Origin of the sequence: Glaciihabitans arcticus (assembly GCF_004310685.1) — a bacterium.
Lineage (GTDB): Bacteria > Actinomycetota > Actinomycetes > Actinomycetales > Microbacteriaceae > Conyzicola > Conyzicola arctica.
The window spans coordinates 809528-834384 of the sequence record NZ_SISG01000001.1 but is presented as its reverse complement, the minus strand read 5'-3'; the positions used below and the strand labels follow the sequence as shown (position 1 = coordinate 834384).

25 protein-coding genes are annotated in these 24857 nt (G+C 66.8%); 13 read left to right on the top strand and 12 right to left on the bottom strand.

Going from position 1 to position 24857, the window contains the following annotated elements:
• Positions 1-25: 25 nt before the first annotated feature.
• The 3 genes from tatC to lnt are packed head-to-tail and all read left to right on the top strand — an operon-like array spanning position 26 to position 4810.
• Positions 26-775 (top strand): twin-arginine translocase subunit TatC, encoded by a 750-nt coding sequence (gene tatC, locus EYE40_RS03855; RefSeq protein ID WP_130980711.1) that lies wholly within the window; start codon positions 26-28, stop codon positions 773-775.
• On the top strand, positions 772-3216 hold the full coding sequence (locus EYE40_RS03850) for a DEAD/DEAH box helicase (protein ID WP_130980710.1): 2445 nt from the start codon (positions 772-774) through the stop codon (positions 3214-3216). Before tatC ends, EYE40_RS03850 begins: the two co-directional genes overlap by 4 nt.
• Positions 3217-3253: 37 nt before the next feature.
• Positions 3254-4810, top strand: a complete 1557-nt coding sequence (gene lnt / locus EYE40_RS03845; RefSeq protein ID WP_130980709.1) for an apolipoprotein N-acyltransferase — start codon at positions 3254-3256, stop codon at positions 4808-4810.
• A 102-nt stretch (positions 4811-4912) separates the two neighbouring features.
• Here the strand turns inward: lnt and EYE40_RS03840 are convergent, their stop codons facing one another.
• The 4 genes from EYE40_RS03840 to EYE40_RS03825 all read right to left on the bottom strand — a co-directional run bounded on the left by EYE40_RS03840 (position 4913) and on the right by EYE40_RS03825 (position 7575).
• The gene (locus EYE40_RS03840) at positions 4913-5278 is read right to left on the bottom strand and encodes an RNA polymerase-binding protein RbpA (protein ID WP_130980708.1); all 366 of its coding nucleotides are present in this window, start codon (positions 5276-5278) and stop codon (positions 4913-4915) included.
• 144 nt (positions 5279-5422) lie between these two features.
• Positions 5423-6181, bottom strand: coding sequence for a glycerophosphodiester phosphodiesterase family protein (locus tag EYE40_RS03835; protein ID WP_130980707.1), 759 nt, complete (start codon positions 6179-6181; stop codon positions 5423-5425).
• Positions 6182-7072 carry an SPFH domain-containing protein gene (locus tag EYE40_RS03830; protein ID WP_420810062.1) on the bottom strand — a complete coding sequence of 297 codons (891 nt, stop codon included), beginning with the start codon at positions 7070-7072 and terminating at the stop codon, positions 6182-6184.
• Between the two features lie 26 nt (positions 7073-7098).
• The gene (locus EYE40_RS03825) at positions 7099-7575 is read right to left on the bottom strand and encodes an NfeD family protein (RefSeq protein ID WP_130980706.1); all 477 of its coding nucleotides are present in this window, start codon (positions 7573-7575) and stop codon (positions 7099-7101) included.
• 88 nt (positions 7576-7663) lie between these two features.
• Between EYE40_RS03825 and EYE40_RS03820 the strand changes: the two genes are divergently transcribed.
• Genes EYE40_RS03820 through EYE40_RS03795 form a run of 6 tightly spaced genes read left to right on the top strand, consistent with a single transcriptional unit; the run spans position 7664 to position 13562 of the window.
• Complete coding sequence (locus EYE40_RS03820; protein WP_130980705.1) at positions 7664-8431, top strand: SDR family oxidoreductase; 768 nt, start codon at positions 7664-7666, stop codon at positions 8429-8431.
• A 6-nt stretch (positions 8432-8437) separates the two neighbouring features.
• Entirely contained in the window at positions 8438-10408 is a 1971-nt protein-coding gene (locus EYE40_RS03815; protein ID WP_130980704.1) for a S9 family peptidase, read from the top strand.
• A 9-nt stretch (positions 10409-10417) separates the two neighbouring features.
• Positions 10418-11401 (top strand): hypothetical protein, encoded by a 984-nt coding sequence (locus tag EYE40_RS03810; protein ID WP_130980703.1) that lies wholly within the window; start codon positions 10418-10420, stop codon positions 11399-11401.
• Positions 11398-12594 carry a hypothetical protein gene (locus EYE40_RS03805; protein WP_130980702.1) on the top strand — a complete coding sequence of 399 codons (1197 nt, stop codon included), beginning with the start codon at positions 11398-11400 and terminating at the stop codon, positions 12592-12594. Before EYE40_RS03810 ends, EYE40_RS03805 begins: the two co-directional genes overlap by 4 nt.
• Before the next feature lie 41 nt (positions 12595-12635).
• Positions 12636-13070: an NUDIX hydrolase gene (locus EYE40_RS03800; protein ID WP_240034701.1), complete on the top strand. Its 435-nt coding sequence runs from the start codon at positions 12636-12638 to the stop codon at positions 13068-13070.
• Between the two features lie 18 nt (positions 13071-13088).
• Positions 13089-13562 carry a heme-degrading domain-containing protein gene (locus EYE40_RS03795; RefSeq protein WP_130980701.1) on the top strand — a complete coding sequence of 158 codons (474 nt, stop codon included), beginning with the start codon at positions 13089-13091 and terminating at the stop codon, positions 13560-13562.
• Between the two features lie 47 nt (positions 13563-13609).
• On the opposite strand, the gene EYE40_RS03790 is transcribed toward EYE40_RS03795, so the two are convergent.
• Complete coding sequence (locus EYE40_RS03790; protein ID WP_130980700.1) at positions 13610-14641, bottom strand: hypothetical protein; 1032 nt, start codon at positions 14639-14641, stop codon at positions 13610-13612.
• A gap of 155 nt (positions 14642-14796) precedes the next feature.
• On the opposite strand from EYE40_RS03790, the gene EYE40_RS03785 reads away from it, so the two are divergent.
• Together EYE40_RS03785 and EYE40_RS03780 are read left to right on the top strand one after the other, a co-directional pair.
• On the top strand, positions 14797-15279 hold the full coding sequence (locus EYE40_RS03785) for a DUF2975 domain-containing protein (protein WP_130980699.1): 483 nt from the start codon (positions 14797-14799) through the stop codon (positions 15277-15279).
• A complete protein-coding gene (locus tag EYE40_RS03780; protein ID WP_130980698.1) occupies positions 15279-15485 on the top strand; it encodes a helix-turn-helix domain-containing protein in 207 nt (68 codons plus the stop codon). The genes EYE40_RS03785 and EYE40_RS03780 overlap by 1 nt, the downstream gene beginning before the upstream one ends.
• On the opposite strand, the gene EYE40_RS03775 is transcribed toward EYE40_RS03780, so the two are convergent.
• Positions 15482-16042 carry a dihydrofolate reductase family protein gene (locus EYE40_RS03775; protein ID WP_130980697.1) on the bottom strand — a complete coding sequence of 187 codons (561 nt, stop codon included), beginning with the start codon at positions 16040-16042 and terminating at the stop codon, positions 15482-15484. The genes EYE40_RS03780 and EYE40_RS03775 overlap by 4 nt on opposite strands.
• Before the next feature lie 101 nt (positions 16043-16143).
• Between EYE40_RS03775 and EYE40_RS03770 the strand changes: the two genes are divergently transcribed.
• The gene (locus tag EYE40_RS03770; protein WP_130980696.1) at positions 16144-16554 is read left to right on the top strand and encodes an iron chaperone; all 411 of its coding nucleotides are present in this window, start codon (positions 16144-16146) and stop codon (positions 16552-16554) included.
• Here the strand turns inward: EYE40_RS03770 and EYE40_RS03765 are convergent.
• Both EYE40_RS03765 and EYE40_RS03760 read right to left on the bottom strand, forming a co-directional pair.
• Positions 16535-17233 carry an alpha/beta fold hydrolase gene (locus tag EYE40_RS03765; RefSeq protein ID WP_130980695.1) on the bottom strand — a complete coding sequence of 233 codons (699 nt, stop codon included), beginning with the start codon at positions 17231-17233 and terminating at the stop codon, positions 16535-16537. The genes EYE40_RS03770 and EYE40_RS03765 overlap by 20 nt on opposite strands.
• 33 nt (positions 17234-17266) lie before the next feature.
• Positions 17267-18163: an Imm61 family immunity protein gene (locus EYE40_RS03760; protein WP_130980694.1), complete on the bottom strand. Its 897-nt coding sequence runs from the start codon at positions 18161-18163 to the stop codon at positions 17267-17269.
• Between the two features lie 72 nt (positions 18164-18235).
• Here EYE40_RS03760 and EYE40_RS03755 point away from each other — a divergent pair, with 72 nt between their 5' ends.
• Positions 18236-19759, top strand: coding sequence for a glycoside hydrolase family 36 protein (locus EYE40_RS03755; RefSeq protein ID WP_130980693.1), 1524 nt, complete (start codon positions 18236-18238; stop codon positions 19757-19759).
• Here EYE40_RS03755 and EYE40_RS03750 read toward each other — a convergent pair.
• The 4 genes from EYE40_RS03750 to EYE40_RS03735 are packed head-to-tail and all read right to left on the bottom strand — an operon-like array spanning position 19695 to position 24759.
• The gene (locus EYE40_RS03750) at positions 19695-21017 is read right to left on the bottom strand and encodes an MFS transporter (RefSeq protein ID WP_130980692.1); all 1323 of its coding nucleotides are present in this window, start codon (positions 21015-21017) and stop codon (positions 19695-19697) included. The genes EYE40_RS03755 and EYE40_RS03750 overlap by 65 nt on opposite strands.
• Positions 21017-23932 carry an alpha-mannosidase gene (locus EYE40_RS03745; protein WP_130980691.1) on the bottom strand — a complete coding sequence of 972 codons (2916 nt, stop codon included), beginning with the start codon at positions 23930-23932 and terminating at the stop codon, positions 21017-21019. The genes EYE40_RS03750 and EYE40_RS03745 overlap by 1 nt, the downstream gene beginning before the upstream one ends.
• Before the next feature lie 48 nt (positions 23933-23980).
• Entirely contained in the window at positions 23981-24532 is a 552-nt protein-coding gene (locus tag EYE40_RS03740; protein WP_130980690.1) for a cysteine hydrolase family protein, read from the bottom strand.
• Complete coding sequence (locus EYE40_RS03735; RefSeq protein ID WP_130980689.1) at positions 24529-24759, bottom strand: hypothetical protein; 231 nt, start codon at positions 24757-24759, stop codon at positions 24529-24531. Before EYE40_RS03735 ends, EYE40_RS03740 begins: the two co-directional genes overlap by 4 nt.
• Positions 24760-24857: the final 98 nt, after the last annotated feature.

Sequence of the window (24857 nt, the reverse complement as noted above, 5' to 3'; positions counted from 1 at the left end):
ACGGGGCGGCAATCCTGAGCGTCGGATGTCGCTCGGTGAACATCTCGTAGAACTCCGCAAGCGGCTGACCATCGCCGGAATTGCCATTCTGGTCGGCGCGGTGGGCGGCTGGTTCCTGTCCGAGCGGCTGCTCGTCGCCATCACGCAACCGCTGCTAGAGATCCCGGCCGCCCGGCAGGCGGTGCTCAACTTCGGCACCATCACGAGCTCCTTCGACCTGCGCCTGCAGATCTCGCTGCTCGTGGGCATCGTCATTACGAGCCCGGTCTGGCTGTTCCAGATCCTCGCGTTCCTCGTGCCCGGGCTCAGCCAGAAGGAACGCCGGTACATTCTCGGCTTCTTCTTCTCGGCCATCCCGCTCTTCATCGGCGGTGTCGTGGCCGGCTGGTTCATCTTCCCGCACATGGTGATCCTGCTGAACTCGTTCGCGATCGAGGGGTCGACGACGATCCTCGACGCCAAGTATTACTACGACTTCTTCATCAAGCTCGTACTCGTCATCGGCATCGGCTTTGTGCTGCCGGTGTTCGTGGTCCTGCTCAACTTCCTCGGAGTTCTGAGCGCGAGGAGCATCCTCAAGGGCTGGCGGGTGGCGGTGCTCGTGATCGCGCTGTTCTGTGCGACGGCGACGCCCGCAGCCGACCCGTGGTCGATGCTGCTGCTCGGGGCGCCCATGGTCGCGCTCTACTTCCTCTCCGGCGGTGTCGCGTGGCTGCACGACCGACGGATCGCCAAGCGCGACGCCGCCCTCGCGGCGGAAGCCGAGGCGCTATGAGCGACCTGAGCCCGGCCGAGCGGTTCGCCGCGGCCAAGGTGCGCTCCGGCCTGCCGATCCTCGAGTCGTTTCGCGCGCAGCAGCAGTTCGACCTCGACGCCTTCCAGCAGGAGGCCTGCGCCGTGCTCGAACGCGGTCGCAGTGTGCTCGTCGCAGCTCCCACCGGCGCCGGCAAGACGATCATCGCCGAGTTCGCGATCTTCATGGCCATGCAGCTGCCCCGCGCGAAGGTGTTCTACACGGCCCCGATGAAGGCGCTCAGCAACCAGAAGTTCCAGGAGCTCACCGCCGAGTACGGCGCGGCCAACGTCGGCCTGCTGACCGGCGATACGAACATCAACTCGGGCGCCCGCATCGTCGTGATGACCACCGAGGTGCTGCGCAACATGCTGTACGCCGACAGCGACCTCCTGCGCGACCTCTCCTGGGTGGTGATGGATGAGGTCCACTTCCTCGCCGATCGCTTCCGCGGCGCCGTCTGGGAGGAGGTCATCATCCACCTCCCGCAGAACGTGAAGATGGTGTCGCTCTCCGCGACCGTCTCGAACGCCGAGGAGTTCGGCGACTGGCTGCAGGCCGTGCGCGGCGACACCGAAGTGATCGTCTCCGAGGATCGACCCGTTCCCCTCGAGCAACACGTGCTCGTGCGATCCAAGCTGATGGACCTCTTCGACTCATCCGGCCTGGCTGCGACGAACCGCGTGAACCCCGAACTCGTGCGGCTTGCCGCCAGTGGCGGGCGGAACGAGCGGGGGAGGGCCGCGCTCGACAACAAGCGGCGGCATCCCGGGCGTAATCCCGGAGGCAACCGCCACTTCGACGGCGGCAAGATGGAGCGATCGGAGCTCGTCGCCCTTCTGGACTCGAAGAACATGCTGCCCGCCGTGTTCTTCATCTTCAGCCGTGTTGGCTGCGACTCGGCCGTGCGGCAGGTGCTCAAGGCGGGAGTGCGACTCACGCAGGCGCACGAGCGCGACGAGATCCGCCAGATCGTGGAGGACCGCTGCCGCACGCTCGCGGATGAAGACCTCGGGGTGCTCGGCTACTGGGAGTGGCTCGACGGACTCGAGCGCGGCGTCGCGGCGCACCACGCCGGCATGCTGCCCGCCTTCAAGGAGGTGGTCGAGGAGCTGTTCCAGAAGAAGCTCGTCAAGGCCGTATTCGCCACCGAAACTCTCGCGCTCGGCATCAACATGCCCGCGCGCACGGTTGTGCTCGAAAAGCTCGAGAAGTTCAACGGCGAGGCCCGCGTGCCGATCACGCCGGGGGAGTACACGCAGCTCACCGGCCGGGCCGGTCGTCGCGGCATCGACGTCGAGGGGCACTCCGTCATCCAGTGGGTGGACGGGCTCGACCCTCAGGCCGTCGCATCGCTCGCCTCGCGCCGCACCTACCCGCTCAACTCGAGCTTCAAGCCGACCTACAACATGGCCGTCAACCTGATCGACCAGTTTGGCCGGGACCGCACGCGCGAGATCCTCGAGTCGAGCTTCGCGCAGTTCCAGGCCGATCGCGCCGTCGTCGATCTCGCGCAGAAGGTGCGCCAGCAGCAGAGCTCGCTCGACGGCTACGCGAAGTCGATGGAGTGCCACCTCGGCGACTTCGTCGAGTACTCGTCGATCCGTCGCGAGCTGAGCGATCTAGAGCGCAAGGGCGCCGGTCGGGCCGAGGTGGAGAGCCGCGGCTCGCGCGAGCGCCGCCAGCACCAGCTCACCGCGTTACGCAAGCGGATGAAGCAGCACCCCTGCAACAACTGCCCCGACCGCGAACAGCACGCCCGCTGGGCCGAGCGCTGGTGGAAACTCAAGCGCCAGACCGACCAGCTGACAGCCGAGATCCGTGGCCGCACGGGTGCCGTGGCGAAGATCTTCGACCGGGTGACCGTTGTGCTGATGCAGCTCGGCTACCTCGAGCAGAAGGACGGCGTCGTCTCCCTCGCCCCATCCGGCAGGATGCTGCGGCGCATCTACGGCGAACGCGACCTGCTCGTCGCCGAATCGCTGCGCCTCGGCGTCTGGAACACCCTCGACCCCGCGTCTCTCGCTGCCATGGCGGCGAGTCTCGTGTACGAGCCGCGACGGGACGAGGGCCAGCTCGGCGACGCCTACCTGCCGCGCGGCAACTTCCGGGCCGCGTTCGACGAGACCGGCGACCTGTGGTCCCGCCTCGACGACCTGGAGCGCGACAACAAGCTGCCCGGCACCCAGCCGCTCTCGACCGGCCTCTGCCTCGCGATGTACCGCTGGGCGCAGGGCGCGCGCCTCGAGTCGGTGCTGTCCGACGCGGACATGGCCGCCGGCGACTTCGTGCGAGTGACCAAGCAGACCATCGACCTGCTCGACCAGCTCTCGGTCGTGGCCGACGCTCCGGTCGGCGTGACGGCCCGTAGGGCCCTCGACCAGATCCGCCGGGGCATCGTTGCCTACAGCTCTGTCAACTGAGCGCTCGGGCCCGGGCCGGTCGCTTAGGCTCGACTCCGTGCCCGACGCAGTAACCCTCCCGAAGCCTCTTCTGCCGCTGTGGGGCGCGATCCTCGTCGCCCTGGGCGCCGGTCCCGTGCTCGACGACGGCTTCCCGGACGGCAACCTCTGGCCGCTCACCCTCGTCGGCATCGCACTGGTGCTCGTCACCCTCGTGGGCCGCTCGGCGTGGGGGAGCCTGCTGGTCGGGCTCGTCGGCGGCCTCTCGTTCTATCTTGTGCATATCGAGTGGGCGGCGCTCTTCCTCGGCCTCGTGCCCATGACGGCCCTCGCCACCCTCGAGTCTCTGTTCTTCTCGGTGGGTGCGCTGCTCATCACCCTCGCGTACCGCTGGCTGCCCCTGCTCTGGTCCGGCGCCGCGGGCCGGCTCGGGATGCTCCCACTCGCCATCGCCGGACTCTGGACGGCTCGCGAGGCGATCGCGAGCGTCTGGCCCTACGGCGGATTCGCCTGGGGACGGGTGTCCCTCTCCCAGTCGCAGAGCCCGCTCGCCGACCTGTTCTCCTGGGTCGGCGTCTCGGGCGTGAGCTTCCTGATGGTCTGGGTGGTCGCCCTCGCGGTCGAGGCCGTGCGCTTCGGCGACGCGCCCCGCCTGCTGCGGTGTACGCTCGCGGTGGGTGCGGCATCCCTCGTGCTCATTGTGCCCGTGCTGCCGCCGGCGACCGACGGCACGCTGCGGGTGCTGGCCGTGCAGGGCAACGGCAAGGCCGGCTACTTCGACGAGCGGCAGCAGGGCGACCTGCTGCAGGCCCAGCTCGACGCCACGGCGCCGTTCATCGGCGAGGACGTCGATGTGGTCGTCTGGCCCGAGTCCGGCACCGACATCGATCCGTTGCGCTCGGCGGCCGTGGCAAGAGCGCTCGACCAGGTGAGCGAGTCGTTCGACGCGCCGCTCGTGACCGGGGTCATCCAGGCGCGCGGCGAGCAGATCTTCAACAGCTCGGTGGTGTGGAACGCCGGCGAGGGCATCGGCGACACCTACGACAAACGTCATCCCGTGCCGTTCGGTGAATACGTGCCGGACCGTGCTTTCTGGCGACCGTTCGCGCCCGACCTGATCGACCTCATCGGTCGGGATTACACGCCCGGCACCTCGGACGCCGTCGTCGACCTCGGCGGAGTGATCGCCGGCCTCAACATCTGCTTCGACATCGTCGACGACCAGCTCATGACCGAAACCGTTCGGGATGGCGCCCAACTCGTCTTCGCCCAGTCGAACAACGCCGACTTCGGCGCGGTACGCGCGGGCGTGCAGTACTTCACCGACGAGAGCGTGCAGCAGCTCGCCATCGCGCGCATCCGCGCCCTCGAACTGGGACGCAGCGTCGTGGTGATCTCCACGGTCGGCACGAGCGAGATCATCGGGCCGGACGGCGTGACGCTCGACTCACTGCCGATCTACACACCGGGCGGCATGGTCACGGAGGTGCCGCTCAGCAGCGCTGTGACGCCCGCTGTGGCCCTCGGACGCGGTATCGAGTGGCTGGTGTCGGGATTCGGCCTGGCCGCCCTGCTCGTCGCAGGGGCCGCCTCACGTCGCCGTCGAGCGGCCTGATCGCGCTTCTTTTCCCGGGCACAACAAAGCGGCGGTTTGGTATCCGAGCGGTAGCTATCGCTGCCGCACGGTCACCAAACCGCCGCACTGTTGCAGAAAGGCTCAGGCGCCGATTTTCTGCTGTCCGCGCCTCGCGCGCAGGAAGTCCAGTCGCTCCTGAAGAAGCTCTTCGAGTTCCGCACGGGTGCGACGCTCGAGAAGCATGTCCCAGTGACTACGCGGGATCTTGGTCTCCACCTCTTCCGACTCGACGGCTACGCCGTCGCTGTCGAGGAGGACACCCTCCTGGCCGCTCTTCGCAGACTCCCACACTCCCGGAACTTCGGCGTCGGCTGCGAAGACGACATCGAATGTCTCGCCTCCGGCCGTGCGGTAGGTGCTCTTCTTTCGCGGGGAAAACTCGACGCCAACTTCGCTCTGTAAGCTCTGGGTTCCGAGTCTCATGCCGCGCAAACTACGGTCCGCCATCGTGTGGCCTCCTTATAACTCGCGATTCATACGAATTTATAAACCTTCCACCTGTACGAATCCTTTCAACCGCGCCATAATCAGCACTTTTTCACAGCACACGCACAGCTTGAGACCGTCTCGGGTTAGCCGTTTCGAACGTGTTCAGCCGCGGCGTTCCGAGAGTACGGCGAGGGCGAGGTCGGCTCGGTCCGTCACGATCCCGTCAACGCCGAGATCGAGCAGACGGTGCATCGCGAGCGGGTCGTTGATCGTCCAGATGTGCACCTCGACGCCGGCGGAATGGAAGAGCCGGATCATCCTCTCGGTCGTCACGGCGAGACCCAGGGCACGCTCAGGCACCTGCAGGGCGTCGATGTCGCGCAGGATGCGCCGCAGCAGGGGAGTGGCACCTGCCTTGGCCGCGAGGAGTGCTGAAGCGAAGATCGGGGCGGATGCCGAAGTCGCGACGCCGGGAAGCAGCCGCACGGTCTCGCGGCGACGCCGCTCATTGAACGAGGTGATGAGCACCCTGCCGATGGCATTCGCCTCGCGGACGGCCCGCGCAGTCGGCTCGATCGCGTCCGCCGACTTCACGTCGATGTTGAACCGGGTCTCGGGAAAGGTGTCGAGGGCCTCGGCGAGCGAGCAGAAGCCCTGGGACTCGCCGAGGTCCACCTTGCGCAGCTGCGCCATCGGGAAGTCGGCGACGACGCCCGCACGGTCCGCAACACGGCGCAACTCGCTATCGTGACTGACCACGGCGAACCCGTCACTGCTCGCGTGCACGTCCGTCTCGATGAATTCGATGCCGAGCCCGAGGGCGGCGGCAAAGCTCAGGAGAGTGTTCTCGGGAGCCTCGAGCGCCAACCCCCTATGGGCGAGCACCCGAGGCGTCGCGAGGTCGAAGTAGCGCTGCGGCACTTAGGAGACGGCGCCGGGTCCCTTCGGCCCGGACATAAAGCCGGCGGTGATGCCCTTGAGTGCTTCGGTGAGTTCGGTCGGGATGATCCAGAGCTTGTTGGACTCGCCCTCGGCGATCTTCGGGAGCATCTGCAGGTACTGGTATGCAAGCAGTTTGCTGTCGGGGTCACCGGCGTGGATGGCACCGAATACCGTCGCGATGGCCTGGGCCTCACCGTTTGCGCGCAGAACGGCGGCCTGCGCCTCACCCTCGGCCTCGAGGATCGACGCCTGTCGGGATCCCTCGGCCTGCAGGATGGCGGCCTGCTTGGTGCCCTCCGCGGTCAGGATCTGGGCGCGACGGTCACGCTCGGCGCGCATCTGCTTCTCCATCGAGTCCTGGATGGAGAGGGGCGGATCGATCGCCTTGAGCTCGACACGTCCGACGCGAACACCCCACTTGCCGGTCGCCTCATCGAGAACGATGCGCAGCTGGCCGTTGATGTTGTCGCGGCTCGTCAGGGCCTCCTCGAGGTTGAGGCTACCGACGACGTTACGGAGAGTGGTCGTGGTCAGCTGCTCGACCGCGCCGAGGTAGTTGGCGATCTCGTAGGTGGCGGCACGCGCATCCGTCACCTGGAAGTAGACGACCGTGTCGATCGAGACGACCAGGTTGTCTTCGGTGATGACGGGCTGCGGCGGGAAGGAGACGACCTGCTCGCGCATGTCGATGAGCGGCCGCAGGCGATCGATGAACGGAATCAGGATGTTCAGGCCCGGCATGAGTGTCTTGTGGTACCTGCCGAGGCGCTCGACCACGCCGGCGCTGGCCTGCGGGATGATGCGGATCGACTTGAACAGAATCGACAGCACGAAGATCGCGACGACGACCAGGAACAGCAGCAGGACTATCGAACCGAAGTCCAGGTTGGAGTCGTTCACAGGGCGATCCTTTCTACGGGAGCGACAACGGCTGTCGCCCCATCGATGGAGATGACGGAGACTTTGTGGCCGGACTCGAGGGTCGCGCCCTCGGAGATCGGGGAGAGGCGGGAGGTCCAAGTCTCGCCGTTGGCGAGCTTGACGTAGCCGGATCCATCGACGAAATCGGTGGCGACCGTGCCGCCCATGCCGATGAGGGCGTCGAGGTTGCTGAGCGTCGGGTCCTCACCGTGCCGCAAACGGCGCAGAAGCGGGGGTCGCACCGCGAAGATGAGGAGCACGGCGAGCACCGCGACGATGATCACCTGCAGCCAGAACGGGATCGGCAGGAAGCTCGCGACAAGGCCGCCGGCGCTTCCGACGGCGAGCATCAGGAAGGTGAAGTCGAGGGTGAAGATCTCGATGACCAGGAACACGAGGATCAGAGCCAACCAGATCACCCACGCGTAATTCACCAGGAAGTCAATGGGCATCGATCGGCACCTCTCGCGTGTCGGCTGTGCTTCGAAACTAGCACCTCGCTTCGTGCGCCGGCTGGGGGACTTGGTAGTGTCGTGTGCTGTGAGCACCCCCATCGAGACCGGATCCCTCTCCGGCATACGCGCCCTTGTCACTGGTTCTTCGAGGGGCATCGGTGCCGACACCGTGCGCTACCTCGCCGCCGCCGGAGCCCGGGTCGTGGTGAACTTCCGCAACAAGGAGGCGCGCGCGCTCAAGCTCGTCGCAGAGATCGAGGCCGAGGGCGGCGAGGCCATCGCGGTCGGCGCAGACCTCACGGATCCGTCATCCGTCACCACCCTCTTCGACGCGGTCGAGAAGCAGTACGGCGGCCTCGACATTCTCGTGCTGAACGCCTCGGGCGGCATGGAGAGCGGCATGGCGGCCGACTACGCCATGACCCTCAACCGCGACGCCCAGGTCAACGTGCTGACTGCGGCGCTGCCGCTTCTCGCCCCCGGTTCACGCGTGGTATTCGTGACGAGCCACCAGGCGCACTTCATCAAGACCGTCGAGACCATGCCCGAGTACGTGCCGGTCGCCCTGAGCAAGCGTGCGGGTGAGGATGCCCTGCGCGCCCTTATCCCCGAACTCACCGAGAAGGGCATCGGCTTCGTCGTCGTCTCCGGCGACATGATCGAGGGAACCATCACGGCAACCCTGCTCGAGCGCGCCAACCCGGGAGCCATCGGCGCCCGCAAGGAGGCCGCCGGTCGCCTGTACAACGTCGGCGAGTTCGCGGCCGAGGTCACCCTCGCTGCGGTCGAACCGGTGCCCGAGAACAACACCCGATACGTCGGGGACGTCACGGACTTCCTCGGCTCCAAGTAGGCGCTCGTGAAAGCGATCGAACTGCCCCTGCTGGTCTCGGTCTCGGCACCGAGCCTCGATCCCACCGGCACAACGGTCGTCTTCTCGACCACGCGTCCCGACCTCGGGGCCGACGCCACGGTCGGCCAGCTCTGGGTCGCCTCGACAGATGGCTCGGCCCTGCCACGACGCTTGACCCGCGGCTTCCGCGATACGGCGCCCGCCTTCTCGCCCGATGGTGCGCTTATCGCCTTCCTGCGAGCGTCGTCTGGCGGCGCCGCCCAGCTGCACCTCGTGGCAGCGACCGGGGGAGAACCCCTGCGCCTCACCGACCGCGCCCTCGGTGTCTCCGCCTTCCGCTGGTCTCGGGATGGCACTGCCCTCGCCTTCACCAGTCGTGACCCGCAGCACGGGCGCTACGGCACGGTCGACGGTCTCGACGCGGGAGCCGAGTCGCCGCGGCGCATCACCACCCTGCGCTACAAGTCCAACGGCACGGGCTACACCCGGGATCGCCGCGTACAGCTCTTTGTGCTCGACGTGCCCCCGATCGACGGCGAGCCCGACTACCCGGCCGCGCCGAGCGTGCTCGGGGCCGCTGCGCCTTCCGTGACGTCCGCCGTCCAACTGACGTCCGCCGACGCGGACGTCGGATCCTTCGACTGGCGGGGTAACGACCTCATCTATGTGAGCGCCCTGCACGACGAGCGCGACGTCGACCTGCGGTCGCAGCTCTGGCAGGTGCCGAGGTCCGGGGGAGCGGCACGCCAGCTCAGCGATCCCGGCTCGCCCCTTTCGTTCGGCGCCGTCGCGGTCACCGCTGACGACACGATCTTCGTCACCGCGCAGAACATGGGCGCATCCGGTCGCGACTTCGTGGGCCGGAGCGCCGGGGTCTACTCTCTCGACGGGTCAAGGGCGGCGTTGCTCAGCCCGGTCGACGAGGATTTCGGCGAGGCTGGCACCACGCTCACCCCGCACGGCGAAGCGAGCGTTATCGCCGCACGCCGCACCCGGGGACGCGCTCAGCTGCACGAGATCTCGGCCACGGGCTCGCGAGCGCTCACCACGGGCGACGTGCTCGTCTCTGGCGAGGACTCGAGCGGCGGCACCATCGCCGTGAGCTTCGCGACGCCGCAGTCCAGCGGTGAGATCGCCGTGCTCGCGGGCGATGACCTGCGCATGCTGACCGACTTCGGCGCCGCGGCGCGCGAGGCGGGAATCCTGCCGTCCCGGGAACTCGAGATCGAGGCCGCAGACGGATCACTCGTACACGGCTGGGTCACGGCGCCGGCGGGCGAGGGGCCGCATCCCGTGCTGCTCATGATTCACGGCGGGCCGTTCTCGTCGTACGGAGTGGGACTGTTCGACGAGACCCAGGTCTATGCTGACGCCGGTTACGCGGTCGTCTACTGCAACCCGCGTGGAGCCGCCGGCTACGGCGAGGCGCACGGCCGGGCCACGCTGAAGCGCATGGGCACCCTCGACTACACCGACGTGATCGACTTCCTCGATGGGGCGATCGCGGCAGAACCCAGCCTCGACGGAAAGCGCGTCGGAATTCTGGGCGGCTCTTACGGCGGCTACCTGACCGCGTGGACCATCGCGCACGACGACCGGTTCGCGGCGGCGATCGTCGAGCGCGGCTTCCTCGATCCCGAGGTGTTTCCCGGAACGAGCGACATCGGCGACTTTTTCGGCCAGGAGTACCTCGGCACCGACCCCGAGGCGATCCGCGCGCAGAGCCCCCAGGCCGTCGCGCACCTCGTCACGACCCCGACCTTTGTCATCCATTCGAGTGATGACCTGCGCTGCCCGCTCGGGCAGGCTGAGAGGTACTACGCAACGCTCAAGGGGCGAGGCGTGGAATCCGAACTGCTCATCTTCCCGGGGGAGAACCATGAACTCACGCGCAGCGGTCGCCCGCGCCACCGCGTCGAGCGCTTCGACGCGATCCTCGAGTGGTGGTCGCGCTACCTGCCCGTCGAGCGCGGCTAGGGTGAGCGCATGAGACGCCGCTTTCTGACGCGAGCCCTGGCCACCGCGGTGGCCGTCGTCGCGTTCGGGGTGACGGCTGGCGCGTCGTCGGCAGCCGCATCCGGAGACTTCGACCTCGCATTCGGCGGCCAGACCTCGCTCACCATCGAGTACGGCGAGTCGTGGTTCTTCGAGCTGCGAGGCGACGTCACCGAGCCCTGCGAGTGCGAATCCAAGGTCACCCTGCTGAACGGTGCAACCGGCAAGGTGATCGGGGCGATGCCCACGTCAGTGGACGACGTGCCCATCGTGATTCCTCTCTACTCGCAGGTGTTCAACCTGGCCCCGATGCCCGCGGGCAAGCACAGTTTCACCGCGCGAATCGAACGTCTGGGTGCGGTGAGCGGCGGCACCGCGCAGACGGATGTCCCGGCGCAACTGACAGTGACCCCCGCGAAACTCGGCTCGATCCTGACCGTCACACCGGATCCCGCGAACCCGTCGAACGTCATCCTGAGCGCTGCCCTTACGGGCCGGTTCGTCGCCGAGCTCGACTACTTTCAGGACCCGGTCTCGGCGCCGATGCCCGCAGGCACCTGGACGTTCACCGGAACCGACGACACCGGCAAAGTCGTCTACGAGTCACGACTCGTGCAGGATGCGGGGGTGCGTTCCTCCGCCTCGAAGTATTGGCTCACTCCGCCGCCCGGCACCGAGTTCGTGGTCGAGGCGAGCTTCGTGCCCGACACCGCTGCGGCCGGAAACTTCGCGATCACACAGCCCGAAACCACGACCTTCACCATCCCCGCACCCGATGAGGAAGCGGCTCCAGCGGTTCCCACGCCCGGCGATGGCGTCGACCAGGAGGAAGGCGGGCCGACCGGACCCAGCCTTCCCGCTTGGGCGGTCTGGCTGTACTCGATCGCGCTGCTCACTCTCATCGCGGCGACGGCGTTCATTATCGTGCGCTCGCGCCGCGCTTCGCCGGCGACCCGGGAGACGGTGAGCGCATGAAGAAGCTGACCAGGCTTTTCGCCGCCGCCGCGATCTCCGTCCTGGCCCTGGGCGCAACCGCGACGCCCGCCTTCGCCGAGGACGCGAGCACACGCACCGTATTCGACGGGACCACGGCCGACGCGGAGTTCGGCGCGCCGTGGCTGCTCGAGATCCGAGTTTCGAACGCCGAGTTCCCCACGCCGGTTGAGGCCTCCAACGGAACCGTCTCGATCTTCCTCGACGGCTCGACCGAGCCGTATGTCGAGGACCTGCCCATCGCGCTCGGTGGGTACGCCTACTTCGCCCAGCCCGCCGACCAGCCCACCCTCGTCGCGGGCGAGCACACCGTCACCGCCACCTTCGTGCCGGCCGGCGGCTCCGAGCTCGCTGCAAGCACAACCCGCAACGCCGCCACCATCACGATCACCCCGCTCGGCGTGACGAGCAGCATCGCGGTAGTGGCCGACCCGGCGCGCTACCCCGTTCCGACCATCGAAGCCACCCTCGGTGGTGCCTACACGAAGCTGTATGACCGCGCACCCGCGGGGGAGTGGACGGCGGTTGTGACGGCTGAGGACGGCAGCGAGGTCTTCACCGCGACCGCAGCGCAGGCTGGCAGCCTCGAAGAACCGACGGCCCTGCCGATCACCTCCGGACTCGAGCCCGGCAAGAACTACACGGTCTCCGCGACCTTCGTGCCCGACGAGGCGATCGCCGGGGGAGTCTCCGTCGGCGAGGCGGCGCCGGCGACCTTCGAATCCGCCCCGGCCGGAGCCTTCGACGGAGCCGTGCAGCCCGTGTTCCTGCCGGTCTGGGCGCTCATCCTTGCGGGACTATTGTTCCTCGCGGCGGCAGCGGCCTTCGTCTTCGTGCTGCTGCGCACCCGCGCACCGGCCCGCGCGCCCGGCAAACGCGTCGCCGTCGCCACACCCGTCGCTCCTGCGGCACCCGCGGAGGACTTCGGCGACCTCGACAGCATCGACGACATGTTCACGCCTACCCAGCACTTCGAGGCAATCCGCCTAACCGAGATGCCCACGGCCGACGCTCCGACCGAGCTTCTCAGGACCTCGGCGGCCGACGTTCCGACCCAGCTCATCGGGACCTCGGACTCCGCGGACCAGCCGACCGAGCTCATCGACACGACGGACGAGGACGAGACGCCCCGCAGCGACGGCGGCTCCAGCTGGTCGATTAACGGGGGCTCGTGATGGGGGAGCTTCGCGGGGCCGCGGCTGCGGGCATCCACCGATTGACATCACGCATTCTGCTGTTCGACCGCGACGATCGTGTGCTGCTTTTTCTGACAAAAGCTCCGGATACCAGTGGCAGCGCGCGCTGGCTCACGCCCGGCGGGGGAGTGGATCCCGGAGAGGACCACCTCGCCGGCGCGATCCGCGAGCTGTACGAGGAGACCGGGCTCGAGAACGTGCCGCTGGGGGAGCCGGTCTGGGCGCACGATTTTGTCGTGAAGTGGGATGACGCCGACCATGCCACGGGTCATGCGGAGTTCTACACGGCCGTCGTCGATGCGTTCGAACCGTCGAGCGCGCACTGGACACCCGAGGAGCACGTCGATGTGCTCGAGAGTCGTTGGTGGACGCTCAGTGAGCTGCTGAGCACCACCGATCCCTACGAGCCCGCCGAACTGATCGACCTGGTGCGGCGCCAGCTTCCGTCCTGTTGACCCGAAAGAAATTACATTATGTCAAGTGAAGTCGCAGACCTGATCGCCCGTATCGAGGAGCAGCAGGAGCGCCTGCAGTTCATCACGTTCACGCACGATGACGCCTGGCGGCTCGGCAGCCTGATCGTCGGGCTCGGGCAGGAGCGTTCGCTCGGCATCACCATCGACATCACCAAGGGCGACCAGCAGGTGTTCCATGCGGCAATGCCCGGAACCACGGCAGACAACGACGACTGGATCGCTCGCAAGATCCGCACCGTGAGGCGCTACGCCGCCAGCTCGTTCCTCGTGGGACGTCGCCACGTGCTCGCCGGCACGAATTTCAATGAGGTCACCGGACTGCCGCTGTCGCTGTACGCCGCGCACGGCGGCTCTTTTCCCATCGTGATTCGTGATGCCGGTCTCGTCGGAACAGTCACCGTGTCCGGTCTGCCGCAAGCCGACGATCACGCGCTGGTGGTTGAGGCGTTGGAGACGTTCCTCGGGCTATAGCCGCTCCTGGACTGTGCGCTGATAATGTACATTATGTCAAGTAAAGGTTATAGGTCCTCCCAGGTGGTGAGCTCGACCGTCACATCGTCGCCGGTGACCGTGTACTTGCCGATCAGATCAGTCGTGTAGACCGTCGCGCCGCCCCCGGACGATCTTGCCCCCTCCGGCCCATACCAGAACTTGACATTGACCATAAATCGGTGGTCGGTCCGAAAAGACAGGTTGTACGGCGCCCGGATGACCCCGGTGGTCGACGGATCCTGTTGCCTCAGGAACACAGGACAGGCGGCATCCGTGGAGGTTCCGGGTTCGACACAGGCGTTGGCTTGCACGTTCGCCGCATCCAGCAGGGCCGTCTGCAGCTCCCCCGTTGCCGCCACCGCGAGTGCGGCCGTCGCCGTCGGCGGCAGGGCCACCAGTTCAGTGCTCTCGACCGAGAAGTACGTGCCGAGCTCCGGTCCGGTCAGGTCGTAGACGGCGGGATACACCTGCACCGACTCCGACTCGGAGTCCGCAGACACCCCGGGAATATCGCTCACTGCGAGCTCGAGCTGGTTCCCGGCGAAATTGACCTGCTTCATGCCGGTGAGGGAAATCCTGTCGAGTGCGGTCACAGTGGCGCTGACCGTCAGCGGCGCGTCCGGGTGCCATCCCGGCCGCAGCAGCCAGTACGAACCCGCATCGCGCGTCACGGTGAACGTGTGGTTGAAGGTCTTCGAGGCAAGCTTCATCACAGCCGTCACCTCCGCGGTGTCACCCTCACGCCTGGTCGTGATGACAGACACCACCTCGATACGCTCGGTGGCGGCACCAAGGACGTCATCGGTTAAGTACGCCGCATCGTTTCCGGACGCGCCAGGGTCGACAATGTGCGCGGCGGTGGAAGCATCACCGTCGGCGATCGCCGCGAGGTACGAGCTCACCTCGTCCGACGGATCACTGGAGTTGGATATCAGCGCTGCCGCGATCAGATAACCACCGACCGCAAGCGCGACTGCAACCGAAGTGATCCACACGGGTCGCTCGCGCCGTGCCGCAGGCGCCGCCGGTGAACTGCCAGTCGTCGAAGATGTCGTCACTGGCGGATCCCTGTCCCTAAGGCGTTCATCGAGCTGTACTCCTCAGACTACGGCGATCAGAACGTCGACGCGTCACGCCTGGTCTCGACGGCGATGCGTCTTGTGGCGCTCGACCACCTATTGACATTCGATAGCTTACTATCGATGATCGATAGATGGACCTCCTCCAGTATCGCCCCTCCCCCGTCACCGCCGTGCTGACCTGGATCGCACTCGGCGCCCTGGCAATCGGTGTCATCCTCGCTGAGGTCGTCGTGGTAACCACGGCGCAGTCCATGGCCCAGCTGTACCCCGAGTTCGCTCACCTCGAAGCGCCGCTCGTCGCCGCCGCGCTCGTGTTCGGCTTCTGCGTCGAAGCCGTGCTGCTCATCACTGCACTCCTGGTCTCGTCCATTGACCGCGGCCGCATCTTCGACCGGTCGGCGCTGCGACTCGTCAACGCGCTCGCGATCTCGCTCATCCTCGCGACGCTCACGATCGTCGTGGTGATTCCCCTGCTGCCCGGGCCACCCGCTCTCGTACTCGCTGCGCTCGGCGGCATCATCGCCGGAGCTGCCGTCACGCTCGTCGTCCTCGTGCTGCGCTCCCTGCTGCGCCAGGCGGCATTCATGCGACTCGAGCTCGACGAGGTCGTCTAGTGGCCGTGCGCATCCTCATCGACCAGCTTCTCGTCGAGCGGCGGATGTCGGTCGGCGATTTCGCGACCGCCATCGGCATCACGCCCGCCAACGTGGCCGTGCTCAAGAACGGTCGGGCGCGCGCCATCCGCTTCTCCACCCTCGACGCGATCTGTCGCGTGCTCGAGTGCCAGCCGGGCGACATCCTGCGCTGGGATGACGACTAGCGAACCGGCACCACGTCGTACACGAGCCGCGCGAACTGTCCGACCTTGTCGGCGGAGACAAGAGTCAGCCGATCGGACTCCACCCGCCGCGGCAACAGCGGCGCCCCGCCGTCGAGCGCCACGGGCGCGACCGAGAGCGCGATGCGGTCGAGCGCGCCGGCGTCGAGGAACTGGCCCGCCAGGTCGCCACCCCCGACAACCCAGATGTCGCCGTCGCCGGCCGCCGCACGAATGGCGGGCAACGCATCGGCGACCGAGCCACGAAGAAAACGAATGTCAGCGCCCTCAGGCACCGGCAGTTCGCGAGTGGTGAAGACGAACACCGGCTTGTCGCCGTGGAACTCAGTCCACTTCTCGGGGTGGTTCAGGATCTCGGACTCGGCCAGCACCCACTCGTAGGTGGTGGAGCCCTCGACCATCACCGTCGCCCCGCTCGGAAAGAGACCATCGTCCGGATGGTCTCCCCCATCGACGGTGAACAGCCAGGCGAGAGAGTTGTCGGTGTCGGCGATCCACCCGTTGATCGTGGTCGCGGTGTCGAAGAGTATGCGTCCCATGAACCAGAAAGTAGAAGACGCCACCGACATCGAGCAGTTCCGGAGAAGTGCAATCTTGCGGCGATGAATAAAGTTGAGCCAACAACACGAAAGGCAGGATCATGGCAGACACTTTCTCCGCCGAGGAGCGCGCCGCGATGAAGGATCGCGCCAAGGAGCTCAAGGCGCAGGCCAAGCAGGCCGACTTCACGCAGGACGTGCTCGACCGCATCAACGAGATGCCCGACGATGAGCGCGCGATCGCCGAGAAGATCCATGAGTTGGTCACGAAGCACGCACCGAACCTCAGCCCGAAGACCTGGTACGGCATGCCCGGGTGGGCTCTCGACGGCGCGATCGTGATCTTCTTCCAGGCCGCCACAAAGTTCAAGGCCCGCTATTCGACCCTCGGCTTCAACGACACGGCGAAGCTCGACGACGGCAGCTTCTGGCCGACCGCCTACGCTCTCACGAAGATCACGAAGGTCGACGAGAAGGCGATCATCGACCTCATCACGAAGGCCGCAGGCTAGTCGCGTAGCCGGCGAGCAGTTCGACCAACTTCTCCGGCTGGGACAGCGCCGCGAGATGGCCGCTGTCAATGACATCCGTCGCGACGCCGAGACGCTCGTGATTGACGCGGGTCATCATGTCGATCGGAAAGAGCCGGTCGTGCGCCCCCGCAACGGCTCGCACGGGAACGGTGCGCCAGGTGTCGTCATCCACCGTTGATGCGAACGGCGTCATCGACTGCGGCAGGTCTCCCTCGGCCAGTACCTCCTCGAGTACGTCGGCGGACAGGTCGTGGTAGAAGATCTCGGCGTCGTCCCACTCGGCGTCGGGGTCGCGTCCTTCGCGCACCGCCTGGGTGCGCGCTGCGTCAGCCTGGCCGGTGGCGGCCCACCACTCCCCCGCGGTCTCGCCGGAAACCGGCACCATCGCGGAGACGAACACGATCAGCCTCACCGGCGCGCGGTTGGCGACGGCCGCCGCGGTGAACCCACCGAGTGACTGCGCGACGAGGATGACGTCGTCCCGCTCCCCTATCGCGTCGATCACGGCGTCCGCGTACTGGTCGACCCCGGCCGCCTCATCCCCCGACGGCAGCTGCGGCGTGAGCACCTCGAAGCCGCGCTCGCGCAGCAGAGGAGCGAGCCGGTACCAGAACGAGGCGTTGCCGCCGCCGCCCGGGATGAGCACCATCGTCATCATGTGGACAGTGTACACATTCTGGTTTTGAGTGTCTCAGGCGAGCCAGTCGCGGAAGAACCTCACCTGCTCGGCGATGCTGCCCACCTCGTCCCGCCCGACCGCGCCGAAAGTGTCGCGCACGTCGCGCTGGGTGGGCTTGGCGCCCGGCTCCATCCGGTAGACGACGAGACCGCTGCCCTGATCGCGCTGCATGCCACTCGGGTAGCTCCCGACCCGAGCGCCCTCGACGAGCAACGATATGCCGAGTGGTTCGAGCTGCTCGCGCACACCGTCGAGCGCAGCGAAGGCATCGGGGCCGTCGGACGTCCACGAGTCCCTGCCGATCGTGACGGTGACACGATGCGTCGTGTAGTCCGGTTGTGTATAGACGATGACCGCCGGCACTTCCGCCGTGCCGTTCCACGCGAGACGCTTTACGGCGATACGGGGAATCGGTCGCTGCACCCAGGCCGCGAGCAGCGGCTCCCCCGCCGCATCGAGCAGTGAACGGAGCAGGTCGGCGACATCTGCGCGAGCCAGCCACGAGAAGGTTGTCGCCTCGTAGAGGCCGGGGTTACCGGGTCGGAAGCACTCGGCCACGCCGTCGGGACCGTGCAGGAGCTGCCCTTCGTCGGTCGACTCGATGGTGAAGCCCGGAGCGATCTCGCGCTGCTCAGGGTGCAGCCACGGCAGGTCGTGTCCCAGGCGGACGTCGGCGGCAAAGCGGAGCAACAGGTACCGCTGCACAGCCGCTCCGCCCGACGCCGAGAACACATCGATGAACGGCCCGGAGCGCTCCGAGCGGGACACCCGCCAGCCCGGACGAACCTTGTAGCGAATGTCCCCGCGCGCGTCCGACAGGTCGAATCCGTCGTCGACGGGCGTGACCGTGTACGTGCTGGGCGCGGAGATCAGCTCGAGATCCTCGCGGGTGAGCTGAGAGGCTGTCATGGACCCACGTTAGCCGAGCACTCCGACTGCACGATTCTCGCGGCCGCAGCCCCCTCTCCCTAGACTTCCGAGGTGCTTGAGGATCTGATCGACTCCAACGCCATCGTTCCCGTCGATGGCGGCTGGATCGCTCCCGCCGGTCCGGTAGAGATCAAGCATCCCGGCGCCCTCACCTTCTACCGGCACGGCTGGAACTCCTGGTCACCCACCGGCTGGTCGCCACTCGCCGAGAGCCCCATGCGGATCTACGGCGACCCGGGCCGCACCCTCACCGCTGACGACGCGGCCCACGATGACCCCACCCGGCACGAGGGCAGCGCCGTAGGCGCGCTCGACCTGGCCGACGGACGGGTGCTACTGCTCGGCGCTCTCGGCCTCGGCTCACCGCGCGTCGGCGCGTCCGTCGATACGTTGTGGGGCTACTCCGAGGAGCCGGTCGAGTGGTTCGTCGGCCTCGGCGACGAAGTGACGGTGTTCGCCCGCTACGCCGAACTACTGACCGACCGGCTGGGGACGCCGCTCGCACGTCCCATCGAGACGCTGTGGTGCAGCTGGTACTCGTTCTTCGAGGACATCGACGAGACGACCCTGCGCGACACGATCGACGAGCTGGGGTCGCTTCCGCTCGACGTCATCCAGATCGATGACGGCTGGGAGACTGTGGTCGGCGACTGGACGCCGAACGAGAGGTTCCCTACCGGGATGTCCGGGCTGGCAGACCAGATTCGGGATCGCGGCTCCCTCCCCGGCCTCTGGCTTGCGCCGCTGATCGCGTTGCCCGGATCGACGCTGGCCACGGAACATCCCGACTGGCTGGTGCACAACGAGAGCGGCCAACCGCTCGTCGCCGGCTTCAACTGGGAGTCGCACTACTTCGCCCTCGACACCACGCACCCCGAGGTGCAGCAGCACCTGCGCGCCGTGTTCGCCGAGGTGACGGGTTGGGGGTTCCAGTACCTCAAACTCGACTTCCTCTACGCGGGCGCCCTGGTCGGCGTGCGTCACGAGAACATTCCGCGCGAGCGGGTCTACCGCGAGGCGCTCGAACTCATTCGCGAGGTCGTCGGGCCCGATGTCTACCTGCTCGGCTGTGGCGCGCCGCTCATCCCCTCGATCGGTGTTCTCGACGGTGCCCGGGTCGGCCCCGACACCGGCTCCGACTGGGCGAAGCCGGCCACGATCTCCGACCCGAGCCACGAGGGCGGCTTGAACGGTTTCGCAGCCTCGGTCGAACGGCTCTGGATGCGCGACCTCTTCCAGGTCGATCCCGACGTCGCCTTCTTCCGCAGCACCGGCACGACTCTGACCGAGCCCCAGAAGCAGGTGATTGTGGATGCCGCCCGCGTCGCAGGCTTCCGCTCGACCTCCGATCCGCTCGCCTGGCTGAGCGACTCGGAGCGCGCTGAGCTCGGAGAATTCTTCGAGACCTCGCCCGGAGTCACGCGGCTGGCCCGCTACCGCTACTCGGTCGACGGCCGTGAGGTCGACTTCGGGCCTGCAATCGCCGAGTCCCGCTCGGGGCGCGAGAGCCTCAGCGAGTCCGTGGCCCGCCGAGCCGGTAGAACAGGAACGGCAGGGCCGAGATCAGGCAGCTGATCGCCGGCACGAGCGTGATCGACGCGAAGATCGTGTCCTGCATGCCGCTCGTGATCGTGACGCCGTTCTCGTAGCCGGTCGCGACGATGAAGATGCCGAAGACGAGCACGGCCAGTGCATTCATGATCTTCGAGACGAAGGTCAGCGTGGCGAAGGAGATGCCGTCATTGCGCACCCCGAGCCGGCGCTCCACGTCATCCACCGAATCGGCGATCATCGTCGCCTGCACGACCAGGAAGATGCCGAGGGTCAAGCCGGTGAGGAAGATGAAGACGAGGATGACGACCAGATTCTCAAAGCCCGCGAAGTACATGCCGAGGTATAGGCCCGCCGCGACGACCGAGCTGCCGACGACGAGGTTCTTCGCCGAGACGAGCTTCAGCAGCAGCGGTGTCGCGAAGGAGGACAGCACCATGCCCGCGATGATGGCCGCGCCGACGAGGGTGAAGGTGCCTTCGTCGCCGTACGCGATCACGACGAAGACCGCGCCGCCAGCCTGCACGATGAAGCGACCGAAGCCGAGCACGGAGCCGAGCAGCACCATGAGCAGCGGGGTGTTCTTGACCAGGGTCGAGAACAGCTGGCGCATCGAGAGTCCCGTGCTGACCGCCTCGGTCTGACGCTCGCGGGTGTTGAAGAAGGCGAGGAGGAATAGCGTCATCCCGAACAGGGAGGTGACGAAGGCGGCGATCGACCAGCCCTGGCTGGTGGTCTCTTCGCCGAAGCTGAAGAAGCGCGCGATCCACGGCATGCCGAGCGTGGAGACGCCGAGCGCGATGGCGCCGAAGGCACGCACGTTGCCGATGACCTTCGTGCGTGCGGTCGGGTCGGTGAAGGCGGAACCGATGAGGCCCCAGAACGGCACGTCGCAGACCGTATAGGCGAGGCCCCAGAGCACGTAGCAGATGCCGAAGTAGAGCAGCTTGAGCGGCTCCTCCGTATCGGGCACCGAGAACAGCAGCCCCGACAGCACGGCGACCGGCAGCGCCGAGAACAGGATGTACGGGCGCAGCTTTCCCCAGCGGGTGCGCGTCATATCGATGATGCCGCCCATGACCGGGTCGAGGATCGCGTCGGTGATCTTCGCCGCCGTGATGATGAGGGTGACGACCGCCATGCCCGCGGTCGAAATGCCCGCGTACTGCAGCAGGTAGACCAGCATGAAGGTCGACACTGTCGTGAGCACGAAGTTCTGGCCGAAACCGGCCGTGACGATCGACAGGCTCTGCTTCCGAGTCGACAGCGCTGCAATGCTCATCAGTCCCCCAGCAGGATCGTCTTGATTTCGAACGGACGGAACTCCAGCCGCTCGAGGTCGGCCGCGCCGATCGGTGCCTCGATCAGGTTGGTCAGGGTGGCTGTCGTGTAAGCGCGGTCCAGCCGTAGCGCCGTGATTGTGGGATGCCCCAGGCTCTCGTACAACCGCAGCACAACACCGCCGCCGCTCTCGGCGACCTTGATCGTCTCGATGATCACGCCGGGGTCATCGACCCGGGCGAAGCTGTCGAGGATGCTGCCCTCGGTCACCCGCAGCGGGTAGTTCAGACGGTAGCCCTCGCGCACGACTTTGGCCAGGTCCCCGGTCTCGAACGGGGTGAAGGCGTAGGTGAAGTGATGCAGACCGCGGTCCGCGGTCTTGTCGGGATAGGTGGGGGCGCGCAGCAGATTGAGGCTGATCAGGCCTTTCTTCGCCCGGTGCCCGTACTTGCTGTCGTTGAGAAGCGCGAAACCGCCGCTCGTGTTCTCGGTGGCGATCCACTTGTGAGCACAGGTCTCGAACTGCGCTCGCTCGACCGAGTCGTTCTCGGTGGTAACCCGGTCGATGTGTCCAAACTGGATCTCGCTCTTAGCCGTGGCGCCGTAGTGCGTGGGGCGAAACTCGGCCCGCAGCATGTGGTGTTTCTCGTGCCAGTCGACTGTTGTCGAGAAGCGCACCACGTCGTCGCCCGCCTCGAGCTTGACGCGCTGCTCGACGGTGACTTTGCGGCCGCGGTAGGTCTGGTGCCGCACGACGGTGGCGCCATCCACGAAGCTGCTCGACGCGGTGAGCGGCAGGGTGCGCGGGGCCTTCTCAAAGTAGTCGACCTTGATGTCCCAGGCGTTGAACGGCCAGACGTACGGGTCTTTGTGCACCACGAGCCGGTTGAGACCGTCGCCCGCATGCTCAACTCCCGACGCGTCGACGCAGGACACGATCTCTCCGCTCGCCCCGAAGCGCAGGGTCAACAGGCCGTTGCTGAGTGTGTCAGCCGTGAAGGCGAGCTCGGGGTGCGGGGCGTCGGGGGTAATCGACGCGGTCGCGTACGGTTCAACCTCGGCCCGGAACCACTCCTCACCGACCTTGATCGCCTCGGACCGCGGGAAGCTCGTGAGGTTGAGCGCCGTCTGCCCCGCGCCGGTGGGCAGCTTCGCGACGAGTGTGTCGGCATACGCGTCGAGCTCCCCCTCGATGCGCTCGTAGGTCTCGATCGCCTCGCGGTTCACCCGCGCGATCGAGGAACCCGGGATGATGTCGTGGAACTGGTTCAGCAGCACCTCGCGCCAGTGCTCCTCGAGCACGGGCCGACTGTCGTCGCCCGTGATCACCGCAAGCGCCTCCACGTTGTGCAGTTTGCGCTCGACGAGCCGGTTGTGCCGCTTGATCTGGCCCTGGGTCGTGTACGTGCCCTGGTGGGTCTCGAGGTACAGCTCGCCCGCGTGGGTGTGGGTCACGTCGAGCTTCTCAAGCCGGCGGAAGAAGTCGCTCGCGGTGGACTGCACCACCTTCGGCAGGCCGCGCAGGCTGCGCTCGCGCGTAGTGACCTCGTGGTGGATCTCGTTCGGGCCGCCGCCTCCATCGCCCGAGCCGTAGACGAGCAGCGCGGTACCCAGCGCCTTCTCGGGGTACTTCGCGAGCCCTGTGAGCAGGTTGTCCGCGGCTCCGCGGCTGTTGTAGTCGCCCTCGGGCGGCATGTGCACCAGCACGCTCGAGCCGTCGATGCCCTGCCAGTGGAAGCTGCGGTGCGGGAAGTCGTTGACCTTGTTCCAGGCGAGTTTGATCGTCTGGAACCAGTCCATCCCGCTCCCCTTCAGGATCTGCGGCAGGTTGCCGTTGTAGCCGAAGGTATCGGGCAGCCAGCACAGCCGCAGCTGCTCATCGGTGAGGCCGAACTCTTGCCTGAGGAACCGCCGGCCGACGATCGCCTGCCGCACGAGCGACTCCCCCGAGGGCAGGTTGGTGTCGGGTTCCACCCAGAACGAGCCCTGGATCTCGACCCGGCCGTCGGCCACAGCCTTCTTCAACCGTTCGAAGAGTGCGGGATGACGCTGCTTCATCCACAGCATCTGCTGCGGCTGGCTCGTGCCGTAGATGTACTCCGCCCGGCGCTCGATCGTGTTGAGCGCTCGCACGTAGGTGCGAGCGGCCTTGCGCCGGGTCTCCCGCAGCGGCCACAGCCAGGCCATGTCGAGGTGACCGTGGCCGATGGCGCTGTACTCGAACACGCTCTCGGACTCGGCGGCGAGGCTGGGTGCCAGCGAGCGCCGGGCGCCGGCGACGTCATCCCGCGCGAAGTTCGTGAACGAGTCGCGCAGCGCTCGCCGCAGCTCGGCCTCGAGCACGGAATCATCGGTCGCATTGGCGAGCCCGAGCAGGGTCAGGTAGTCGTAGTACAGCGCGTAGGTGTCGTCGTCCCGGCTCGCGACGAAAGCGCCGTGATACGCGGTGCGGCCGACCTCGTAGAGGATGAAGCCGTTGTAGGTGACATCGGCGAACAGCTCGATGCTCCCCGTCGTGTCGACCTGAATCGGTCGGAACCTGCCGCCGCTGTGCGGAAGGTCCCCCTGCTGGAAGACGGTGCTCACCGAGTCGAGCAGCTCGCCCGTGTTCGAGTGCACCAGTCCCTCGCCGCGGATGCCGAGCATCACCACGGGGTCCGTGACACCGGCTGGTACCTCGCCCGTGATGCGCAGCCAGGCGCAATCGAAGGTCGAGCCCCAAGCGGCACCGGCACGCAGCGGTCGGAACGCGGAGCGATCGAGCTCGTCGAACGGGATCGGCTCGGAGGAGCGCACGATCTCCGCTCGCAGCGGAGCGAGCCGGGTGAAGATCCGGCCGCGGATGCGCATCAGGCGGCGGTATTCACGCGGTTCCTTGACGGAGAGTCCGAACAGAAACTCTGCGAATTCTCGCACCGCATCCCCCTCGTAGCTGGCCTGCCCGTCAGTCTAGGGGTGCCCGAATCAGGCGAAAGCCACCTCCGCGGCCGGTGTCACGGCGGCCGTGCGGCCCGGCGCCGTCTGGTAGCTCCAGTAGAGGTTGGTGTGCGCGATCACCTTGTCGGGGGTTGGAGCTCCCCACTCGGTGAGGTCCTCGGCGGTGTGGGCGTCGGCGACGAGCGTGACGTCGTAGCCGCGCGTGAACCCGCCATGTATTGTCGAGCGGATGCACTCGTCGCTCTGCGCACCGGCGACGACGAGAGAACCGACGCCGGCGTCCTCCAGCACATCCTCAAGGTCCGTGCCCTCGAACGCGTCCCCGTAGTGCTTGTGCACAACCGCCTCCGAGTCGAGCGGGGCGAGCTCAGGAACCAGCTGCCAGTCTTGGCTGCCTGACTCGAGCTGGTCGTCCTCGTGTTGCACCCAGACGACGGGCGCCTTGCTCGCCCGAGCCTTCTCGAGAACAGCGAGCATGTTCGCGACGGCCTCGTCGCGGTGCCACGCTTTCGCGAGCACCCGGCGCTGGGCATCGATGATGATGAGTGCCGTTCGAGGTCGGTCGGTCAGGGTGGTCATCGTCTTCTCTTATCGGCAACACTGCCGTCGAATACGTTGTATCGCAGCTCGGGGTGGCGGATGTAGAACACGATCGATGCGAGACCGCAGACGACCAGCCCGATCAGACCGACGAGATAGGCGACGTCCCAGCCGTTCAGATCCTCCGCCAACCGAACGGCGGTCCTCCAGAGCATAAATCCGAAGAAGACCGTGGCGATGGGCGCGGTGACGAGATCGGTTCCCAATACCCACCATCGTCTGCGAGTGTGTGACTTCGTTGTTTCACTCATGTTCTCCACGTTAAACCCGTTGTCTGGGTGGTTTTCAGGTTCAGGCGCCACCC